Source organism: Brachyspira hampsonii 30446 (assembly GCF_000316195.1).
In the GTDB taxonomy this organism is placed as follows: domain Bacteria; phylum Spirochaetota; class Brachyspiria; order Brachyspirales; family Brachyspiraceae; genus Brachyspira; species Brachyspira hampsonii_C.
In genome coordinates this window covers 500417-524085 of sequence record NZ_JH994111.1, presented here as the reverse complement: position 1 = coordinate 524085, position 23669 = coordinate 500417, and the positions used below count along the sequence as shown (strand labels likewise).

Genomic DNA, 23669 nt, shown 5'->3' with positions numbered 1-23669 from the left:
TATTAATTATCTGCAACACCTAATGATATGTATTTAATACCTCTTTCCTCCATTCTTTTTTTATCATACTGATTTCTTCCATCAAATATAATAGGCTCTTTTAAAAGCTCTTTTATTTTATCAAAATTAGGTCTTCTAAACTCGTTCCATTCTGTAACTAAAATCAAAGCATCAGAACCTTTCAAAGCATCATAAGAGTTTTCAGCATAATATATTTTATCTCCAAATATAGCTTTAGCATTATCAAAAGCCTTAGGGTCATAAGCCCTAATACTAGCACCCGCATCTAAAAGCATATTTATTATAGTGATAGATGGGGCTTCTCTCATATCATTAGTTCTAGGCTTAAATGCCAATCCCCATAAAGCAAATGTTTTGCCTTTAATATCATTATTATAATGTTTTAAAATCTTATTGACAAAAATCTTCCTTTGATTAACATTAACTTGATATGCAGCTTTAAGCAAATCAGAGTCTATACCATAATCAGATGCTGTTTTTATCAAAGCCTGTACATCTTTTGGAAAACAACTCCCACCGTATCCCAAACCATGAAATAAAAACTGATTTCCTATTCTCTTATCACTTGACATACCAATTCTAACTAAATCGGCATTAGCACCTACTTTTTCACATATATTAGCAATTTCATTAGCAAATGATATTTTAGTGGCCAAAAAAGCATTAGCAGCATATTTAGTCATCTCAGCAGAACGAACATCCATTATTATTATAGGATTTCCTGTTCTTGTAAAAGGATTATAAATATCTCTCATTATATCTATAGCTTTTTCAGAGTTTGAACCTATAACTACCCTGTCAGGTTTTAAAAAATCATCAACAGCAGCACCTTGTTTTAAAAATTCTGGATTTGAAACCACATCAAACTCTCCGCTGTAATGTTTTTTTATTTCATCTTCTACTAATTTATGAGTTCCAACAGGTACGGTTGATTTATCTACTATAACTTTATATCCGTTCATAGATTTTCCGATATCATTAGCTACAGATAGTACAAAACTCAAATCGCAGCTTCCATCATCGCCTGAAGGAGTTCCAACAGCAATAAAACAAGCAATAGAGTTTTTTACAGCATAATCTAAATCATTGGTAAATTCTAATCTTCCCTCAGAAACATTATCAATAATAAGTTCTTCCAAACCGGGTTCATATAAAGGAGTAATACCATTTTTAAGTTTTTTTAATTTTTCTTCATCATTATCTACACATATTACATAATTTCCCATTTCAGCTAAACATGCACCTGTAATAAGTCCTACATAACCTGTACCTATTATACATATTTTCATTTTTATACTCCTTTAAAATAAAAGTAGACATTTAATTGTTTTTATCATATAATAAATTATTATATTTTCAAGCAAAATATTATTTACTATAGATATTTTTAACTTTTTACGATAATATATAATAAGATTTTAAATTTTTACGGGGCGTATAAATGGATGATTATATAAAAAGTCTGCTTAAAGATTTCTTTGAAGAAGCATTTGAAATGCTTGACAGACTAGAACAAAATATTCTTATTTTAGATAATGAAAGAGATAATGTTGATGCCATACAAGAAATATTCAGAGCGGTTCATACTTTAAAAGGAAGTGCCGGTGCTGTAGAGCTAGTTGAAACTCAAAAATATGCCCACAGATTTGAAGATTTATTAGATTTAATAAGAAACAATAAAATAGAAGTAGATGATGCTACTATAGATGTGCTTTTAAAAGGTATAGATATATTAAAAGACCTTATTAATACGGCAAGCGAAGAAAGTGAGTATTCTGGAGATATAGAAGCTGAAATTAAAAAATTAGAAGATTTTAAAAATATGAAATTAGGGGCTGCCCCTTCTACACCTACAAATGATTCGCCTGCTGCATCTTCTGCTCCTCAGACATCATCTCCTGAAGCTGAAAAAAAAGTTAATAAATATGAACTTCTTCCAAATGATAATGATTTATTAGGTATAATAAGAGATAATGTTGAAGAAGGTGTAAAAACTAAATTAGTTCATGTAAGTTTTGATCCTGAAAGCCCTATGAGAACAGTTGGAGGTGTTCAGGTATTCGTTGCTTTGAAAGATTTAGGCGAAATAATGGGAAGTATTCCTCCTTTAGAATCTTTGGAGGGAGATGAGTTTTATGAACATGTTACATATATACTTGCTACCATTAATGAAGATAAAACTATAATAGATGCTATTACATTGCCTGATGTTACTAAAGAAATATCTATTGAAGAGATTATATTAGAGGAATATGAAAAATTCCTTCAGGAGAAAAAACAAAAAGAAGCAGCAGAAAAAACTAAAGAAGCTGCTGCACCTGCTCCAAATGCAGCAAAAAAACCTGATGCTGCCAAAGGCGGAAAAGAGCATAAGATTGAAAGACAAAGTTCATTCTTAAGGGTAGAAAGCGACAGAATAGATGCCATGATGAATCAGGTTGGAGAGCTTGTAACAAACAAAAGTTCTTATGTACAATATGATGACGATCTTACTTCATATCAAAAAATAATAGGTAATGGCATAAATGAAGTAAAAAGATACTATAGAGACAGTATTGTTCAGATACTTAGAAAATTTGAAGAGCATTTGCAAAAAAAAGAAGCCAAAGAAATTAGGAATACTTACATTGACGGATTTAATAATAGATTAACTGAAATTGTAAAAATGGAAGAAGAGTTTAAAAACACATTAGACAAATTCAGAAACTCTTATCAGCTTCTTACTAGGGTAACAAATGAACTTCAGGAAACTGTAATGAAAATAAGAATGCTTCCTATAGCTCAGACTTTCAACAGATTCCCTCGTCTTATAAGAGATTTATCAAGAGATTTAGGTAAAGAAGTAAAATTAGAAATGTACGGAGAAGAAACAGAATTAGATAAATCTGTTATTGAAGTATTGGTAGATCCATTAGTACATATTATCAGAAATGCAATGGACCATGGTATAGAACATCCTGATGACAGAGAAAAAGCAGGTAAGCCTAGAACAGGAACTGTTGTTTTAGGTGCTTCGCATGAAGGCAACTTGATAATTATTAAAATATCTGATGATGGTAAAGGAATGATACCGCAGAAAATATTTGAAAGTGCCGTTAAAAAAGGACTTGTTTCTGCTGATGCTAAACTATCTGAAAAACAAATGCTTGAATATATATTTGCTCCGGGTTTTTCTACCGCTGCTAAAATTACAAATGTATCAGGCCGTGGTGTTGGTATGGATGTTGTTAAGAAAAGTCTTGAAAAAATTAATGGTACTGTGGGTATAGAAACAGAATGGGGAAAAGGTTCTACTTTCTTCTTAAGAATTCCTCTTACTGTTGCCATTATTCAGGCTCTTATAGTTGATGCAGAAAAAGAATATTATGCAGTTCCTATTAACAGTATATTAGAAACTGTAAAAATAGATGTTAAAGATATTCAGGAATTGGAAGGTATAGAAGTTATTAAAGTTAGAGATGATGTTATTAATGTACTTAGCATCAAAGAATTATTCAGACTTCCTTCAAGATACAGCAATATAAAATCTTACTATGCTGTTATACTTTCTTCTGAAGGTAAAAAAGTGGCACTTCTTGTTAATAACCTAATAGGAGAACAGGATATAGTTATCAAAACTCTTAAAGATAATATTACAAAAAGCGAAGGTTTGGCTGGTGCTACTGTTTTGGGTGATGGTACTGTAAGCTTCATTTTGGACATACAGACAATAGTAAGTCTTGGTACTAAGAGAATCATTGAAAGAGGAAAAGTTAATAATAATCAAAATAGTAAAAATGACTTAAGAAGCTTTATTGAAAGATTGAAAAATAATGAAATACCTGAAATACCGCAATAAATTAGATTAAAATAGATAATAATATTTTTATGATTTCTATTTGATAATATTATATATATCATCTATTTTTACTATATTTTTTTTATTTTCTATTTCATAAACATCAGTTTGTATTAATAAAGTTTTAAGATAAGGTATTTTTATAATATCGCTGTCTCTGTCGCCTATCATAAAAGAATTATATAAATCTATATTATATTTTTTTGAAGCAAGCAAATGCATTCCTGCTTCTGGTTTTCTCAATACTGATAGTATATTATAAGGTTCTACATGTCCTTTAATATGATAAGGGCAATAATAAAAATCATCTATAATCGCACTGCCCTTTTTATATTCATCGTAAATATATTTATGAACATTATTAACATCTTCATTAGTATAATAATTATATGATACCCCTGCCTGATTGGTTGTTACTATTGTTATATATCCTTTCTCATTTGCATATTTTACCACATCAATAAACTCTTTTTTTATTTTTACTCTATCTATAGTGCCTATATATCCTACATCCTCCATTAATATACCGTCCCTATCCAAAAATAATGCCTTATTAATTTTTTTAGTATCATCTGCCAAATATAAAGGTATGGCGTACAATATATTTTTATTAAATGCATTATATATTAATTCATTTATATATTCTTTATTATCATTTATCTCTGATTTATTGTATAATTTTCCATTATGAATTAATAAATTGTTATTGAATGAATATCCTGAGAGAATATTTGTTATATCATTTTTTATTACTTTATAGTTTTTATCTATAGTATATAAGTTTTCTGATAATTCATTCTCTGTATTAAAATCTAATGACATTAATATAGAATCTCTCTCCAACTTTTTATAGAACTCATAAAAATAATTTTCCATATCATTATACATAATCCAAAATCCTAAATGATTTATAATTATCCAAGTTTAATATAAAAAAACACTTTTTTCAACAAAAAGCATTATATTATTTATAATTGATTTTTTTTATTTATGATATATATTAGACTTGTTTCAAAACTAATTTTTTATAATTTTGTGGGGACTAGCCCCCACACCCCAACTTCTTTTGGTGACCCATACGAAGTACGCCTGCGGCGAAAGACTGCATATTTATATACTAAAACTATATTTTATACAACATGTAAAATATTATTTTTATAATTGATAAATTATAAAAATTTAATATACAATCTTGTCAAGTAGTTTTGAAACAAGTCTATTATTTAAGCAAAATACGGAGATTATGAAATGAATGATAATTTAACTGCAAAAAATAATATAAAAAAATTTAATTATTTAAAAATATTAATACCAGTAATATCAACTATTCCTATATGTGTTTATATACTTACATTACGAAACATTGATAGAGGCTATATATTTCCAATATTTTTGAATATCCATTTTTTTATTAGTCTTTATTTATTTTGTTTTACTGTAATTTTTCATATAAATAATTTAAATAAAAAACTTATTTTTATTACATTTTTATCATTTTTATTTATATCTTTAATAGCAATTTTCTCTAATATATCCTTTAATTATGTTTATATGCCACCTGCAAATACTACAGACTTTCAGATATTAATAAATAGACTCATATTTTTTAATATAATATACTTTGTAATAATGATGCTTTCATACAATTCATTTAATGTAACAGATACTGATTCTATATCTGACTTTTTTACTTTATTTGCAGATACTTTTATATGGTTCTTAATAATTAATACAGGAAGCAGCACCATTTTGAGTATATTATTTTCTCTTCTTTTTATAGTTGGATTTTCTATAATGGAATTATTTTCAGCATCAACAGGAATCGGATTTACAATAGCAAAATTTGTTATATGTTCTATAATATTTTTATACGGATTCATACCATTTATATCATATTACATATATAATAATACCAAATCTGTAATATCAATTTATATTTCAAGATTCTTTTTAGTAATAAACTTGTTTTCTATATTTATAATGATGTTTTTTATGCTGCCTTATGAAGCAAGACCATATAATAATAGATTTGTATATGTATTGTATAATATAATTTTATCATTAACTATAATTAATTTGATGTTTGCAAGAATGGATAAAAAATCAAATATATTCATAAAAGCAATGTATCTTATAGTGCCAATATTTGCTTTACTCTTTGATATATTAACTATAACCGCAACTATATACAGAATAGTAAATTACGGACTTACTCCTAATAAATTAACATTACTCATTTTAAATATACTATTTCTAATACATTTAATATTAATTTCTTTAAATACTATAAAATCTTTTATAAACTCATTTCAAAACAGAGAGTATAATAATACTTTAAATATAGTCATAGATAACAAACATTTAATGTTTATATATGTATATTTAGTATTTTCTGTATTTGTATGTTTTATAATGCCAATAATGTATATAAATTAAATTGATAAATAATTATAAAATATATTTTTAATTTTATTATAGGAGTCTCCTCCCCTCAAATTCATTATACCTGTTGCAATTATATATAATGATATTATTAGACTTGTTTCAAAACTCAAATTTTTAATATTTATAGTTTTTTAATTTAATATTTTTTTTATTATAGTTGGGGCTTTGCTGCGAAGCACACAGTCGTGCCAAACCCCACTTCTTTTGTTGACACAAAGAAGCAAAAAGACTGCATATTGATATACTAAAACAATAATTTATAAAACATGTCAAACATTATTAGACTTGTTTCAAAAGTAATTTTATTTATAATTTGTGTGGACTAGCCCCCACACCCCCACTTCTTTTGGTGACCCATACGAAGTACGCCTACGGCGAGAAGTATACGAAGTACGCCTGCGGCGAAGGACTGCATATTTATATGTTAAAATAATAAATTATACCACATATAAAACATACTATTTGTTTAATAATTAATATTATATAATTTAGCATAAAATAACAAACTCATAAAATTTTTTGTCAAGTAGTTTTGAAACAAGTCTATTATATAATAAATTTAAAAATAATATTTATAGTTTTAATAATTGGAGCTTTACCTACGAAGTACACATTCGTGCCCACCTTCTTTTACCGACGCTCTACGTGCATAGTTAAGTCACCTACTCGGTGATACCACAATACGAAGTACTCCTCGCTGTGCGTGCCTTTGGCAGGCGAGAAGCAATATCCTCGAACAATCTCGGATATGCTTCGCGAAAGACTGCATTTTTATATCTTATTACGATAAAATTACAATACATTTAAAACAAAAAATAATATATAAAATTACTATAAATAAAACTTATATTAGACTTGTTTCAAAACTCAATTTATTAATACTTATAGTTTTTTATTTAGTATTTTTTTGATATAGTTGGGGCTTCGCAAAACCCCACTTCTTTTGCCGTCTAGGCACCTACTCGGTGTGACCCAGGCACAGCCCGCCTGCGGCGAGAAGCATACGAAGTACTCCTGCGGCGAAGGACTGCATATTTATATGTCAAAATAATAAATTATACCACATATACAACATATGATTTATTTAATAATTAATATTATATAATTTAGCATAAAATAACAAAATCATAAAATTATTTGTCAAGTAGTTTTGAAACAAGTCTATTATATATTTTTAATCTTAACTGTATAAAAATACAAAATTGCAACATGTCTAATATAGTTTTTATAACTTATAGTTTATTATTTACTTTTATTATCCTTTTTGTTATAATTTTTATATGAGAAATATTAACAGAATGAATGATTACTTTGTACGCTATCTTTTAGGCTCTATTGGAAATGAAGATATACTTGAAAATATAGTTAATTGCGTTCTTAGAGATTCAGGCTTTCAAGAAGTACATAATTTAGAAATAATTAATCCTCATAATCTTCCTGAAAATATTAATCTTAAAGAATCTGTTCTTGATGTTAAAGCTATTACTAAAGACAATAAAAAAATTATTATAGAAATACAATTATCTGGAAATATAGACTTTGTAAAAAGGATATTTTATTATATATCGAAAAATATTGTTAGTGAATTAAATGAAAATGAGTCTTATGATATTATCAGTCAGGTAATAAGTATTAATTTTGTTAATTTTAATATGGACTTTTATGATGAGGGTAAGGCACATAGATGTTTTAAATTAATAGATACTGAAAATCATCAGGTATCATTAGATATGATGCAAATGCATATAATAGAAGTACCAAGATTTATAAAGGTACTTAATAATTCAAATATAGATGATATCAAGAGAAATAAGATATTATCTTGGATAGAGTTTTTTACAGTTAAGGATTTAAATAAAGTTAAAGAAAAATTAAAGGAGGTCAATGATATCATGCCTAAAGTAATAGATAAATATGAAAGATTTATATCAAGTGAAAAAGAAATGGAAGTTTATAATGCTAGAGATGCTTTTTTATATGGACAAACTTTAATGTTAAAGAAGGAGAGAGAGGAAGGAATAAAAGAGGGAATAGAACAAGGTATAGAAAAGGGTGAAAAAAATAAAGCTTTAAGCATAGCTAAAAGTCTTAAAAAATCTGGTTTAGATATTAAGTTTATCAGTAATAATACAGGTTTGAGTATAGAGGAAGTAGAAAAGTTATAACAAAAAATTATTAGTATCTATATACTTATAGAGAATAGTTTTTATAAAAATAAAAATTAAGGAAAAAATATGAAAATATTAGTTATAGGCTCAGGTGCCAGAGAGCATGCCATTTGCAATAATTTGAGTAAAAATGAAAGAGTATCAAAAATATATTGTGCTTTAGGTAATGCTGGAACTGAAAAAGAAAACAAATGCGAAAATGTAAAAATTTCTTCTATAGATGAAATATTAAATTTTGCCAAAAGAGAAAATATTGATTTAACTATTGTAGGAAGCGAAGAGATGCTTGTATACGGAATAGCTGATAAGTTTGAAGAAAACGGATTAAAAATATTTGGACCTAATAAAGATGCTGCTATACTTGAAGGCTCAAAAGTTTATGCTAAAAATTTCATGAAAAAGTATGGAGTTAAAACTGCAGAATATGAAACATTTACTGATTATAATAAAGCAAGTGAGTATTTAAATAAATGCAGTTATCCTATAGTTATAAAGGCGAGCGGACTTGCTTTGGGAAAAGGCGTTTTAATATGCCAAGATAAAAAAGAGGCTCAAAACGCTTTAGAAGATATAATGGTTAAAAAAATATTTAAAGAAGCTGGAGATGAAATTGTAATAGAAGAGTTTTTAGAAGGTGTTGAAGCATCTATACTTTCAGTAACCGACAGCAATGTTATAATACCTTTTATATCCGCAAAAGATCATAAAAAGATAGGTGATAATGATACTGGAAATAATACAGGAGGAATGGGAGTTATTGCTCCTAATCCTTACTATACAAAAGAAGCAGAAGAATTATTTATAAAAGATATATTAGGGCCTACACTTAAAGGTATAAAGTCCGAAAAAATGTCTTTTGCAGGCATAATATTCTTTGGTATTATGATAACAAAAAAAGGTGTATACTTGCTGGAATATAATGTAAGAATGGGCGACCCTGAAACTCAGGCAGTACTTCAGCTTTTGGATACTGACTATTTATCTATTATAGAAGCCGCTATGAAAAGAGATTTATCAAATTTAAATATCAAATGGAAAAATAAACATGCATGCTGTGTTGTAATGGCATCAGGCGGATATCCAGCAAGCTATAATAAAGGATATAAAATAGAAGGCATTGAAAATATAAAAGGCAAATGTTTTATTGCTGGGGCGAAAATAGATGAAAATAATAATATTGTTACTGACGGCGGACGCGTTCTTAATGTTGTTAATATAGCAGATACTTTAGAAGAGGCTAGAAAGTTAACTTACGAAGATATTGAAAAAATAGATTTTAAAGATAAATACTACAGAAAAGATATAGGATTAATAAAATAATTATATTCAAAAATTAAATTGACTAATATAATAAATTTCATAATTTTGGGTCTGTATTAAGAAGTATAATACTTAATATAAACCCAAAATCTTATATTATTTTCTTATAATATTTACAGATGAATCTAAATTTAAAGCAGTTCTCCAAGTTTCATCTGAAGCTGTACTGCTTGACGGTATATATACTATTTTTAAACTGCATCCTACAAATGCATTATTAGCAATAATCATTGATGAAGGATCATTATTTAAGAATCTTACACTTTCCAAATTTCTGTCATAATAAAAAGCATTTTTTTCTATTACTTTTACAGATGCCGGTATAGTTATTGTATTTAATAAATTACAGCTTTCAAATGTACTATCAGATATGGTATGTAAATTATTAGGTAATTTTATATATGTTAAATTATCGCAGTCTCCGAATGCCGATTTTGCTATAGAAGTTACAGAATCAGGAATTTCTATACTTTCAAGTCCGCATAATGAAAATGCTAACTCATCTATAGTATTTAATGAATTAGGTAATTTCAAAGTTTTTAAATCATAACATGCTACAAATGCTCTTCTGCCTATCTTCGTTAATGTATCAGGAAGATTTATATTTGTTAATCCAGGACAATAAAAAGAATATTCACCTATCTCTGTTATTGTGTCTGGAAGTATTATTTTTTTTACTGATTTATTAATAGCATTTGCTCCAAATAAATAATCTTGTATTTTATTATCTGGAAAATTTACATATTTTAAAGATACTTCAATTTCTATGTTTTCCAAAGAAATATAATTAAGCATTTGAGTAATTGAACTCCAAATATCATATTTTTTAGTTGATGTTCCTTTAAATATTAATTTATATTTTCCATTATTGTTATTAGCATATCGTATCAATGCCTCTTCCATATTCTGTGTATTAGCCTCATCTATTTCTAGCCCGTATTCCAAGTATTCTAAATATTCATTATCAGTAGAATTTATATATGATGCTGGAGTGATACTGTTTCTGCATGATAAAAACAGCGACATTAATAGTATTATAATTAATAAAATTATTTTTTTCATACTAATATTATAACAATTATTTAGAATTATTTCCAATAAAAATATAATTCTTATTAGAAATGCATTTTACTTATACTGAATCCCGCCATCTAGGCTTTTTAAATTTTTCTGATAATTTTATGTCATATTTCTTTTTGGTTTATAACTGAAATTAAAGCACCCGCCCAAAATTTTATTAAGATTTACAATATCTAAACCGCACGCAGAGTGATATTATAATTACAGATGAATTAATAATAATAATTTAAATTATATAAAAAATTTTGTTCACCGTGCGTTGAATGTATTTTTAAATTTAGTATGTATAGAATAATAAAAAACTTCTTAAATTTATATACGCATTAATTTTTGATTTAATTTTTAGCATAGTTTATTTGAATTAATTTAACTTAGTAAGTAATACATGTTTTTTAAACTAAAAATATGTTATATACGCATCAATTAAACAAAATTTGCTTTATTTTAAAGTTTGACAAAAGTTTCATTTTAATAGATAATATGATGTCAATACTAATTTTAGTTATTTGCATTATCCTAATCAAGAAGGTATTTTTTATGTTTTCTTATGTTATAAAAAGATTATTAATTTCACTTCTAACACTTTTTGTTATAGTAACAATAACATTCTTTTTGATGCACACAGTACCGGGCGGACCTTTCGTAGGAGAAAAGCCTCTTAGTAAGGTTGCTCTTGAAAACTTGAATAGAAAATACGGACTTGATAAACCATTAATAGTACAATATGGTAATTATCTAAATAATGCTTTAAAAGGTGATTTAGGTACTTCTCTTACTAAAATAGGACAGTCAGTTTCAGGAACTATTATAAGAGCTTTTCCAGTGTCATTTAGGCTTGGAATATTTAGTATGTTTATTTCTACTACTATAGGGGTATTATTTGGAATAGTTGCTGCATTGAGGCATGGTAAATTTGTAGACAGGGCTGTAATGGTTGCAGCCACTCTAGGTATAGCAGTACCTAGCTTTGTTGTAGCTACAGTTTCTATTATAGTATTTTCTGTAAAATTAAGACTTCTTCCAGCTTATGGTTTTGATTCTTTTGCTCAGTATATAATGCCCGGATTTGCTTTATCTTTTAGTTCTTTAAGCTTTATGGCTAGACTTATGAGAAGCTCTATGCTTGATGTTATTCATCAGGATTATATAAAAACAGCAAGGGCTAAAGGTATATCAAGAAGCATAATAATATTTAAACATGCCTTAAGAAATGCCATTATACCAATAGTTACTTATATAGGACCTCTTGCAGCAGGAATATTAACTGGTTCATTCGTAGTAGAGAAAATATTTAATATACCAGGTCTTGGAAGATACTTTGTTGAAAGCATAACACAAAGAGATTATCCTACAATACTAGGTGTTACAATATTTTACGGAGCTTTTTTAATAGCTATGAATTTCTTGGTTGACTTATCTTATGGTATTATAGACCCTAGAATAAAAATACAGGAATAATTTTTATAAAAGGCGGATATTAAATGGAAAATAGTTTAGATAATTTAGATAAATCATTATTTGTTAAAGCTACAGATGAAGAGAAGGCTTCAGCTGAGGTAAAAAGAGAGAGTGTAACATATTGGCAGGATGCATACAGAAGATTTAAAAAAAATAGAATTGCTTTGGTATCTATTATAGTTATTGCTATTATAGCTGTTCTTTCTATTATTATACCTATGGTTTCAGAATACGGATATGCTCAGATAAATAGAGGTGTGGAAAATAGCCTTCCTACTTTTGAACATCCATTCGGTACTGATACTTTGGGAAGAGATTTGCTTGTAAGATGTATGATAGGGGCAAGAATCTCTCTTTTAATAGGTATAGTATCTGCTACTTTGGTTGTAATAATAGGAATAGTTTATGGTTCTATATCAGGATATTTCGGTGGTATTACTGACAGTATTATGATGCGTATAGTAGATATAATAAGTGCAGTTCCTACACTTTTAGTAGTTGTATTATTATCAGTTGTACTTAAAGCCCCTATGGATAAATTATTTTTACAAAATGAATCATTAAGAGGAATAGGACTTTTAGGTCCAGGACTTTTTAGTATATTTATAGTTATATCTCTGCTTTATTGGACTAATATGGCAAGAATGACAAGGGGGCAGATTTTAGCATTAAAGGGTCAGGAGTTTGTAACTGCCGCCAGAGCTTTAGGAACTCCTCACAGCAGAATAATTTTCAAGCATTTAATACCTAATGCTATGGGAGCTATAATAGTATCTGCTATGGTTCAGATACCTAATGCTATATTTGTTGAAGCTTTTTTAAGTTTCTTAGGTTTGGGAGTTAGTGCCCCTATGGTTTCTTTAGGATCACTTACTTCTAATGCTGTAAGCGGTGTTTATTCTTATCCTTATCAGCTTCTTTTTCCTGCTGCTTTGATAAGTATTATAATACTTTGCTTTAATTTGGTTGGCGACGGATTAAGAGATGCATTAGATCCTAGAATGAAGAACAGATAAGGAAGTTTATAAAGGCGGTATATATATGGATAATAATCATTTGTTAGAAGTTAAAAATTTACAAGTATCTTTCTTTACTCCTCTTGGAGAGGTTAAGGCTGTTAATAATATTTCTTACAATTTGGATAAATCAAAAGTTTTAGGAATAGTAGGAGAATCTGGAAGCGGTAAGAGTGTATCAGCATATTCTATTATGGGGCTTATAGAAGAGCCAGGTAAAATTATGAATGGGGAGATACTTTTTGAAGGCAGAGATTTGCTTAAACTTTCAGAGCATGAAAAAAAGAAAATCAGAGGTGACTCAATCTCTATGATTTTCCAAGACCCTATGACTTGTCTTAATCCTGTATACACTATAGGAAACCAATTAATGGAGGCTTTAACTACGCATCAGAAAATAAGCAAAACCGATGCAATAGAGAAAATAGTTGAACTTCTTACATTAGTTGGTATTAATGAACCTAGAAGAAGAATAAAACAATATCCTCATGAGCTTTCAGGCGGTATGCGTCAGCGTATAATGATAGCGATGGCACTTGCAGGAAGTCCTAAAATACTCATAGCTGATGAGCCTACAACTGCACTTGATGTTACCATACAGGCACAGATACTAGAGCTTATAAAAGATATACAGAAAAAAATACATATGGCTGTTATACTAATTACGCATGACTTTGGAATTGTAGCTGATATGGCAGATGATATTATAGTAATGTACGGAGGCGGCATAGTAGAACGCGGCACTGTTTTTGATATATTCGAGCGTCCTAAACACCCTTACACATTGGGACTTTTGAAATCACTTCCGCGTATTGACATAAAGCAGGACAGACTTATTCCTATAGAGGGAACTCCTATTGACCTTTTAAATATGAAGGCAGGCTGTCCATTTAGTACAAGATGCGAAGAATGTATGAAAGTATGTATTGATAATAAGCCTCCTATAACAGAGTTTGAGAAAGGACATTTTTCGGCCTGCTGGCTTCATCAAATGCCTAAATAATTTTTTATTTAATAATAAAATAGCAAATATAGTAAATAAAAGAGAGTTTTTATGAAACCTTTAATAGAAATACAAGATTTGAAACAACATTTTAAAATCAAAGGCGGATTCTTTGGAAGAAGTATACAAACAGTAAAAGCTGTTGATGGAGTATCTTTTACCATAAATAAGGGAGAAACTTTTGGACTTGTTGGAGAGTCTGGTAGCGGAAAAACTACTTTGGGAAGAACTTTACTTCATCTATATAAACCTACAAGCGGAAAAATATTTTTTGACGGAGAAGAAGTTAATAATGAAAACTACCGCAATTATGCTAAAAAGATGCAGATAATTTTCCAAGATCCTTATGCCTCTCTTAATCCTCGTATGACTGTTGAAGATATAATAGGCGAAGCTCTCGATGTACATAAACTATATTCTACAAAAAATGAAAGAAGAGAAAAAGTTATTAATCTTCTCAAACTTGTAGGGCTTAATGCCGAGCAGGCACAGAGATATCCTCATGAGTTTTCAGGCGGACAGAGACAGCGTATTGGTATAGCGAGAGCTTTGGCAGTTAATCCAGAGTTTATAGTTTGCGATGAACCTGTATCAGCTTTAGATGTATCAATACAGGCACAGATTATAAATATGCTTTATGATATGCAGCAGGATATGGGGCTTACTTATCTTTTTATAGCTCATGATTTAGCTGTAGTTCGTCAGATATCAAAAAGAATAGGGGTTATGTATTTGGGTAATATTGTAGAGCTTACAGACAGTGAATCATTATACACAAAATCACTTCACCCTTATACTCAGTCTTTGATTTCTGCAATACCTATATCAGAGCCTTCTATAGCTAAAACTAAACAGCGTATAATACTTTCAGGTGAAATACCTTCTCCAATCAATCCTCCTTCAGGCTGTAAGTTTAGAACTAGATGTCCTAAGGCTGAGGCTGTTTGTGCAGAAAAAGTACCTGAGTTTAGAGAAGTAGAAAGCGGTCATTATTGTGCTTGTCATTTAGTTTAGCATTTTGCCGGAAAAAATTAAAATGAAAAAATTGTTTATCATTTCTATATTTGCAGTAGTTGTTTCTTCAATATTTATACATTTTTATGCTTTTAATAAAACAGCTATTTATATAGATCCTATATACCATCTATATGATATGAAACAGTATTATGAAACAAAAACTATACCTGTTGTAGGAAATAGACTCACAAATCCTTTGGATGTAAGAGATAATACTACTTATGCAAGAATACCGGGCGGATTTTATTATATACTTTATTTATTATGCTATACTTTGGGAGGAGCATCTATTACCGGTGCTAGAATTATTTATATAATACTTTGTGCTTTAATACTCATTATATTTTTGTTTTGGGTATATAAAAAGTTTTCTCTGTATTTATGTGCCGTTTTGTCAGCATTAATTCTTACTAATGGATATGTTATGTTTTCCTCAAATGATTTTTGGAATCCTAATATACCATTGATGCTTTCTTTTATACTTTTTATAATGTTTTCTGAATATGTATCAAATAATGATGATAAATTAGCTTCTACATTTGCAATGCTAATTTTTCCTATAGAAGCATTAATGGCTCAGGGGCATATTGCTGTATTTTTCTCTATTGTTCCAACTACTATTATTTATCTTATAATAAGATATAAGAGAACCTTAAAATATATTAAAGCTCATTTGCTTGGTGTATTTATTGCTTTTTTAACTTATTTGCCTTATTTGGTTTCAGAGATAAAAAATGGCTTTTTTAATATGAATTTAATGCTGAATATGCAGAGTTCTTCTGTGTTTAAAGGTCTTCCTCAAGTTTATTCGATACTTATTTTTCCTACAAATGAGATTTCTGTCTTATATGGTACTAATTCAACACCTGTAAATTATTTTTGGTTTAATGAAAATACTTTTATTATAGGTATGATATTTTTAGCTATTACTGCCGTTATTTCTTTAGCAGCATTTATATACTCTATCATATTTCTTATTAAATCAAGAAAAAATGAATCAAAAATTTCAACATATATTATTGAAAGAGAAGGGTTTATATTTTATTTACTATTTATACCAGCTACTTGTTTTACATTTTTTATATTTAAATCAGTACCCGGCACATTCAGATACCTATATGGGGTATTTGCTTTTTCTTTTATAACTATAATAATATTATTTAATGAATTATTAAAAAATAAGAATAAACTGCTTATGATTTCTATAATACTTCTCACATTAAATAGTATAAATATGGGATTTTTACATCTTACAAGATATTATAATTTATTTGAGGCTCCATATACAGAGAAGAAGTTTAGAAATATATTAACTGCTATATCTAAAGATGCTGAAGGCAGAGCTTTTAAAATAATACCTTATGATGAAAATTACTTTGATAATATGAAGCTAGCTTATTTTCCAAATTTAGATTGGAATAGAGATGATAATTCAAAACTAGTATATTTTATTTATTATGAGGTTGAAAATATAAGGTTAAAAACAACAGGTAAATCAAGACCTTATGATGATATATTAAATAATTTGCCTAGTGATGCAGAAATAATTGCCGGCGATGATAAGTTGAAAGTTTACAGATACATTGAAAATAATAAAAGTCAATAATTTTTTATGGAGAATATATGATTAATAAATTAAATAAAATGATATTATGTATTGTTTTATTAATAATATCTATTACTGTTAATATTTATTTAGATTCATATATTGTATTTAATAGAGCCATAAGAACTGACCAGGAACAGCATTTTTATGATATAAAAAGATGGTATGAAAGCGGAAAAATTCCTGTTACAAGTACTAGATTTACAAACAGCCGTACTATAGATGATGAATTTGTAACAGGACGAGTTCCTGGCGGAGCTTATTATATATTTTATAAATTAGCTTCTGAAAATTTAATTGGTGCTAAAATAATTAATTTGTTATTTAGTTTATCAATATTTTTTATTTTTTTGTTTTGGTTTTATAAAAAATATGGTTTATTTATTACATCTATTATAGGTTCCTTGATATTAATGAATCCATATTTTATTATTTCATTAACAGATTTATGGAATCCAAATTTAGCTTTAATTTTTAGTTTTTTATTATTTATTTTTTTGTATGAATATATAGATAGTAAAAATGAAAATATTGTTAGATTTTCAGTTGTTATTATATTTCCTATAATAGCATTAATATCTCAGCTTCATTTTTTTACTTTTTTTTCTGTTGTACCTACTATAATAATTTATTTGCTCATTCGATTTAAACGTACCAAACAATACTTAACATTTTGGGTAATAGGTGTATTTTTATCTTTTTTACAGTATGTTCCGTATTTAATGTATGAATTACAAAGCGGATTTCTTAATATGAAAAATATTATTAAAACTATTTATGATGATTCTAATGGCGGTATGGATGTAAACTTAATCTCAATATATGGAGAGAGAAAGGAGACTTATTGTGATATATCAAAAAATTTATTTTCAGAATATGCTTGGAATTGTAATAATAATGGTACAAATTTATATATACTTATTGATTTTATAAAATTAAATAATTCAGATGATCCGGCTTATCCAAAATATATAAATTATTTAGCTTCTAATTCTAAACTAATTTATACAAATGAATATATATTAGTTTATAAATTTCAGCATAGTAATGATGAATTATTAAGTCCGGAGAATTTTATATAATTTTTTATAATTAAAATTAGGAATGAATTATGAAAAAAAATTTAAATTATGTTTTATTAAAATTGTTAATTGTATTATCCATTATAATAAGTTTAATATCCAGCTTTTATTTTCAAAAAGATTATTTTTTATCTAATGATAATGAACAGCATTTTTATGAGATGAGAACAGCTTATGATAATAAAGAAATTCCTCATACAGGAGCAAGATTAGTTACAAGCGGGCTTTTAGTTGATGATATAGCAAGAGTTCCTGGAGCTGGGTTTTATTCTAAATTTTTACTATTGTTTAATTTGGGCGGAGAAAATTATTATACAGCTAGAATTATTGATGTTAGTTTATATTTATTAGTTTTATTTATATTTTTAATTTGGATTTATTTTAGATTTGGTTTTGTTTCTGCTGCTATAATGACTTCTTTTATGGCAGTTAACTGTATTATATTTGAAGTTACCACTTCTTTTACTAATCCTAATCCTGTAGTAATGTTTTCATTTTTGTTTTGTATGTTTTTTGCAGAGTACTTGAGAGATGAAAAATATTCAAAAGTTTTTGCTACACTTTTATTTCCTGTTTTAGCTATTATGGGACAATTTCATTTTGCTGTATATTATGGTATAGTTCCTACACTTTTAGTTTATTTAATCATTAAAATAGATTATTCTAAAAAATATTTTAAATATTTAGCTTTAGGGGTGTTCATATCATTTTTATTGTATTTACCATATTTAATAGTTGAGATTCAAAATGGATTTAATAACTCTTTAAAGATGATTAATTTATCAAAAGGATATACTGTAGCATTTTATAAACGCTTCCCACAAATATATGCACAAATAATATTTCCTACTTTTATATTAAATAAATTTGATGTAAAAACTGCACTAACATATTGGGGTATATTTAGTCCTATAGTAATAATTACAATAATAATTTCTCATATTATAGTTATTGCTTCTTTTGTATATTCTATTATGTTTTTATGTAAGAAGGATTTATTTAGAGGTAAAAGATTTAAAAATGATGCTTTATTAAAAGAAGTATTATTATTTTATTTTTTGTATATACCTGTAGCTATACTTTGCCCTATGGTTTTAAAAGGTAAAGGAGGAGGATATGTTTATCATTTTTCAATGTTTGCATTATCTTTCTTTACTATTTTATTATTTACAAATTATTTATATTATGAAAAGACTAAATTATTTAATCTGTTAATAATATTTATGTTCATTCATGTTCTTGCAGTTCCTTGGCATTATTATAAACAAAATTATTATTTTTCTTTGATAGGTAAAAAACAAAGGCTTACTTATGATATTGTAAAAAACATGGCTAGAGATGCTGATGGAGAGCCTTTTACTTTGTATTCAAGAAATATTTTTAATTATGCTATGAATTTATTTTTAACTAAAAAAGAAAATACTTATACTAATCAAGATTATAAAATAGAATATTTAATAACAGAAAATACAAATTCATCATTGTATGCTAAAGATGATAGTAATATAAAAATAATACCGCATCATAATTTATCATTATATTATTGGTATAGTACCCCAAATAAGCCGGATTTTGATGATAATAGTGAGCAATTTTTATTTGACAGTAATTCTATATTAATTTATACAAATGAGCTGTTTAATTTGTATAGAAAGAAATTAAATTAATTTTGTTATATAAAAATATTTTTGTTGACAAAACTTCATAATAAAATATAATTTCACACATTAAAACCATACTAAGGGTAGGTACGATGAAAAAGTTTTATTTAATTTTAATTTCTTTAATAGTTTTTGCTTCTTGTTCAAGTAAAAAAACTACTGATGATAATACTGTACATGTGAATTTAGGTGCAGAACCAAAAACCATAGACCCTGCTTTGAATATAACATTGCAAGGCTCTACCTATGTAACTCATTTATTTGAGTGTTTAACTACAAAATATAAAGATATTGCTATTCAGCCCGGAGCTGCGGAAAGTTGGGAAATATCCGAAGACGGACTTACATATATATTTCATTTAAGAACTAATGGAAAATGGTCTGACGGAAAACCTTTAACTGCATATGATTTTGAATATTCATGGAAAAGAGTAGTTGATCCTGATACTGCAAGCGAACCTAGTTATTTGTTTGAGCCTATACTTAACTTTTCTAATGTTAATGGCGGATATATGCCGGTTGATGAGTTTGGAATAAAAGCTATAGATGATTATACTTTAGAGGTGAAATTAGAGTATCCTACAGCCTATTTTTTAGAGCTTGTTAACTTACCTGTTTTTTCACCTGTAAGAAAGGATATGGTTGAAAAAGATCCTGATAATTGGACTAGAAACCCTAAAACTTGCATAGGAAACGGAGCTTTTGTTTTATATGAAAGAAAACCAGATGAAAGCATTACTGTTGTAAAAAATACTAATTATTGGGCAGCTGATACTATAGTTGCTGAAAAAATTAAATTTGTTCTTATGGATAATCCTAATTCAGCAGTTGCAGGAGTAAAAGAGGGTTCTTTACATTTTTCAGATCAGTTTCCTTATCAGGATATAGATACTTTGAGAGAAGAAGGCTATATTGATACTGCCACAAGAATAGGTACTCAGTATTATGCTTTAAATACAACTAATGAAACTTTAAAAGACAAAAGAGTAAGAAAGGCTTTATCTCTTGCAATAGACAGAAACTATATAGTAGATAATGTATTAAAATCAGGTAAGCCTGCAGGAGCTTTAGTGCCTTGGGGAGTTACAGATGTTGAAGGATATTTCAGAGATAATGCTGGTGAATATATAAGCACTAATAAAGAAGATTATAAAAAGAATGTAGAAGAAGCTCAGAGATTAATGGCTGAAGCAGGCTATCCTAATGGAGAAGGATTTCCTGTATTAGAGTTTATTGTTACTTTTAGTAATGATATACCTATGTTTGAAGCAGTTCAGAATATGTGGAAAGTTAATCTTGGAATAGATGTTAAACTTACTCAAATGGAATTTGCCCCTTTTATTCATGCTTTTAGAACAGAGAGAAATTATACTATGGCTAGTGCAAGCTGGACAGGAAGCTATAATGATCCTACAACTTTTTTAGGTATGTTTGTTAGCTATTCTTATAAAAATCACTCTTTATTTACAAATGCTCAGTTTGATGAGGCAATTAGTATTGCTTCTAAAACTATTGATCAGAACATTAGAATGCGTGAACTTCATAAAGCTGAAAAAATACTTATAGAAGATGAAGCTGTTATAATACCTATAGCATATTTTGAACCGGCTGTATTAAAAAGTCCGAATTTGAAAGATGTGTTTTATATACCTTTTGCTCAATATAAGTTTTCATACTCTTATTTAGAAAAATAAATATTGATTTGTGAAAAAAAATGTATATCATGTAGTATATGCGTAAATTTGATTGCTGAGGAAAAGTTATTATGGAAGACATTTTTATAGGGAAATTGATTAAAGAATTGCATACTACTTTAGACAATAGGTTTAATAGATTTTTGGATAAACATAAACTTACATCTTCCCAAATGGATATATTGATGTTTCTTTATCATAACGAAGAAAAAATCATCAATCAAAGAGATATAGAAAATTTTTTAGGTTTGAGTAATCCTACAATAGCTGGTACTTTATATCGTCTTGAGAAAAAAGGGTTTATAAAAAGAAAGATAAGCTTAGAGGATAAGAGGTATAAAGAAATATATCTTACTCAAAAAAGTAAAAAATTAAAAGAAATTGTATTTGAGGATATTAGAAAAAATAATGAAATTATGTTTTCTAATATGACTGATGAGGAAAAAGAAACTTTAGTATTTATAATAAATAAACTTCTTAGCAATATACATGATAAGGATAGCCCTTTTAATTAATTTTATGCTAATTAAAAAATGACTATGATTGGTATTGAAATTTATAAAAAAGATAAGAAAATATTATTTAATTATTTTTTGAAAAATGGCTGTATAGATGATAATAAAATGCATATAAATGAAGGAGGTTTTTTATATGCAAAAAAATGTTTAATGTTTGATTTTTCAAATAAAATTATTAAATATGATTAGCTTATAAAAAATATATCTAGTCTAATAAAAGAAATTAATTTTAATAATACAGTAAAAGTTTTTTATGAAGTTTATCATCTAGAGCAGTTCATTTAAGAAGTTTTCTATCTAGTTATTATTTAGCTAATAAAATTATATCTTATGATTTTTCAAACAATGAAAATATAGAAATGAGTTTTATAAGAAATATAATATCATTGTAGATGATTTTAATTTAGAATATCAGAATGTTTATAATTTTTAGAAGTATAAATTGGGTGGAGTTAGACTTGAACATTTATCATATATTAATACTTGTTTCAAAACTCAATTTCTTAATACTTATAGTTTTTTATTCAGTATTTTTTAGTTATAGTTGTAGATTCACAGTCGTGCCCGCTCTGCGTGCCTTTGGCAGGTGAAAGACTGCGTATTTATATACTAAAATTACAGATTATAAAACATTATTTTTATGATTGACAAATTGCTAAATTTTTATATATAATTTTATCAAGTAGTTTTGAAACAAATCTACTATAAGTTATATAAAAATATATTATTTTTTATTCTTTACATTTTTACTTCTTATTATATACTATTTACATAATGCCTAATAACAAATAAAAATCATAAAAACAGGATTGAATTATGAATCTCAAAGAATATATGAATGCAAGATTAGAAGAAATTAATAAAACTATTGATAATGTATTTGAGAAAAGCAATATTGAATTAGAAAATAGTTTTATAGAAATGCTTAAATATCCATTGGATGCGGGCGGTAAAAGATTAAGGCCTATACTTACTTGTTTGGCATGCGAGCTTTTTGAAGGCGATTATAAAAAATCAATAATACCTGCAGTATCATTAGAGCTTATACATACATATTCTTTGGTTCATGATGATTTGCCTGCTATGGACAATGATGATTTAAGAAGAGGAAAACCTACAACGCATGTTAAATACGGAGAGGCTAATGCTATACTTGTAGGAGATGGGCTTCTTACTTATGCTTTTCAATTACTTTCTAAAACAGATGTTAAAGACAGCACTTTAAGAAAACTTTTATTTGAATTAAGCTATGCTGCTGGAGTTAATGGAATGGTTATGGGGCAGTTTATAGATTTATATTATGAAGAGAAAGAAATTAATTTTGATATGCTTAAAGTTCTTCATGCAAAAAAGACAGGTGCTATGATTAGAGGAGCTGTAAGGCTTGGTGCAATATCATCTGAAAATGACAATGATATAGAAAATATAACAAAATACGCTGAAGCTGTGGGGTTAGCTTTTCAGATACAGGACGATATACTTGATGTTATTTCCGACAATGAAACTTTAGGTAAAACTGTAGGTAAAGATGAAAAAGAAGGCAAACTTACTTATGTTAAGCAGTTCGGACTTGAAGGAGCTAAAAAAGAAGCGAAAAAAGTAACAGAAAAAGCCATTGAATATTTAAAGCCTTATAAAGATAGTGAAGCTAAAAATATTTTAATAGAATTAGCAAACTATATAATAGAGAGAAAATCTTAAAAATATTTAAATAAAACCATTTTATTAAATTCTTTTTTTAA

General features: G+C 27.4%; 17 protein-coding genes. 14 read left to right on the top strand and 3 right to left on the bottom strand.

Going from position 1 to position 23669, the window contains the following annotated elements; all coding sequences use genetic code 11:
- Positions 1-2 precede the first annotated feature (2 nt).
- Positions 3-1310 (bottom strand): UDP-glucose dehydrogenase family protein, encoded by a 1308-nt coding sequence (locus A966_RS07175; RefSeq protein ID WP_008724080.1) that lies wholly within the window; start codon positions 1308-1310, stop codon positions 3-5.
- A gap of 152 nt (positions 1311-1462) precedes the next feature.
- Here A966_RS07175 and A966_RS07170 point away from each other — a divergent pair, with 152 nt between their 5' ends.
- Positions 1463-3859: a chemotaxis protein CheA gene (locus A966_RS07170; RefSeq protein WP_008724078.1), complete on the top strand. Its 2397-nt coding sequence runs from the start codon at positions 1463-1465 to the stop codon at positions 3857-3859.
- A 36-nt stretch (positions 3860-3895) separates the two neighbouring features.
- On the opposite strand, the gene A966_RS07165 is transcribed toward A966_RS07170, so the two are convergent.
- Complete coding sequence (locus A966_RS07165) at positions 3896-4747, bottom strand: D-glycero-alpha-D-manno-heptose-1,7-bisphosphate 7-phosphatase (RefSeq protein ID WP_008724076.1); 852 nt, start codon at positions 4745-4747, stop codon at positions 3896-3898.
- A gap of 360 nt (positions 4748-5107) precedes the next feature.
- Between A966_RS07165 and A966_RS07160 the strand changes: the two genes are divergently transcribed.
- The 3 genes from A966_RS07160 (at position 5108) to purD (ending at position 9792) form a co-directional block, all read left to right on the top strand.
- Positions 5108-6295: a hypothetical protein gene (locus A966_RS07160; RefSeq protein ID WP_008724073.1), complete on the top strand. Its 1188-nt coding sequence runs from the start codon at positions 5108-5110 to the stop codon at positions 6293-6295.
- Between the two features lie 1289 nt (positions 6296-7584).
- A complete protein-coding gene (locus tag A966_RS07155; RefSeq protein WP_176720000.1) occupies positions 7585-8469 on the top strand; it encodes an Rpn family recombination-promoting nuclease/putative transposase in 885 nt (294 codons plus the stop codon).
- A 69-nt stretch (positions 8470-8538) separates the two neighbouring features.
- Positions 8539-9792 carry a phosphoribosylamine--glycine ligase gene (gene purD, locus A966_RS07150; protein ID WP_008724069.1) on the top strand — a complete coding sequence of 418 codons (1254 nt, stop codon included), beginning with the start codon at positions 8539-8541 and terminating at the stop codon, positions 9790-9792.
- 96 nt (positions 9793-9888) lie between these two features.
- Here purD and A966_RS07145 read toward each other — a convergent pair whose 3' ends face one another.
- Positions 9889-10854, bottom strand: a complete 966-nt coding sequence (locus A966_RS07145) for a leucine-rich repeat domain-containing protein (RefSeq protein WP_008724067.1) — start codon at positions 10852-10854, stop codon at positions 9889-9891.
- Between the two features lie 555 nt (positions 10855-11409).
- Between A966_RS07145 and A966_RS07140 the strand changes: the two genes are divergently transcribed.
- The 10 genes from A966_RS07140 (at position 11410) to A966_RS07090 (ending at position 23628) form a co-directional block, all read left to right on the top strand.
- Positions 11410-12330, top strand: coding sequence for an ABC transporter permease (locus tag A966_RS07140; protein ID WP_008724064.1), 921 nt, complete (start codon positions 11410-11412; stop codon positions 12328-12330).
- A gap of 23 nt (positions 12331-12353) precedes the next feature.
- Complete coding sequence (locus A966_RS07135) at positions 12354-13346, top strand: ABC transporter permease (protein ID WP_008724062.1); 993 nt, start codon at positions 12354-12356, stop codon at positions 13344-13346.
- A 25-nt stretch (positions 13347-13371) separates the two neighbouring features.
- Entirely contained in the window at positions 13372-14349 is a 978-nt protein-coding gene (locus A966_RS07130) for an ABC transporter ATP-binding protein (protein WP_008724060.1), read from the top strand.
- Positions 14350-14400: 51 nt separating this feature from the next.
- The gene (locus A966_RS07125) at positions 14401-15363 is read left to right on the top strand and encodes an ABC transporter ATP-binding protein (RefSeq protein WP_008724058.1); all 963 of its coding nucleotides are present in this window, start codon (positions 14401-14403) and stop codon (positions 15361-15363) included.
- A gap of 22 nt (positions 15364-15385) precedes the next feature.
- Positions 15386-16972 carry a hypothetical protein gene (locus A966_RS07120; protein ID WP_008724056.1) on the top strand — a complete coding sequence of 529 codons (1587 nt, stop codon included), beginning with the start codon at positions 15386-15388 and terminating at the stop codon, positions 16970-16972.
- A gap of 17 nt (positions 16973-16989) precedes the next feature.
- Positions 16990-18054 carry a hypothetical protein gene (locus A966_RS07115; RefSeq protein WP_008724054.1) on the top strand — a complete coding sequence of 355 codons (1065 nt, stop codon included), beginning with the start codon at positions 16990-16992 and terminating at the stop codon, positions 18052-18054.
- 29 nt (positions 18055-18083) lie between these two features.
- Complete coding sequence (locus A966_RS07110) at positions 18084-19721, top strand: hypothetical protein (RefSeq protein ID WP_008724052.1); 1638 nt, start codon at positions 18084-18086, stop codon at positions 19719-19721.
- Between the two features lie 86 nt (positions 19722-19807).
- Positions 19808-21409 carry a peptide ABC transporter substrate-binding protein gene (locus A966_RS07105; protein WP_008724051.1) on the top strand — a complete coding sequence of 534 codons (1602 nt, stop codon included), beginning with the start codon at positions 19808-19810 and terminating at the stop codon, positions 21407-21409.
- Positions 21410-21480: 71 nt separating this feature from the next.
- Complete coding sequence (locus A966_RS07100) at positions 21481-21924, top strand: MarR family winged helix-turn-helix transcriptional regulator (protein WP_008724049.1); 444 nt, start codon at positions 21481-21483, stop codon at positions 21922-21924.
- A gap of 819 nt (positions 21925-22743) precedes the next feature.
- The gene (locus tag A966_RS07090) at positions 22744-23628 is read left to right on the top strand and encodes a polyprenyl synthetase family protein (protein WP_008724045.1); all 885 of its coding nucleotides are present in this window, start codon (positions 22744-22746) and stop codon (positions 23626-23628) included.
- The last annotated feature ends 41 nt before the right edge of the window (positions 23629-23669 follow it).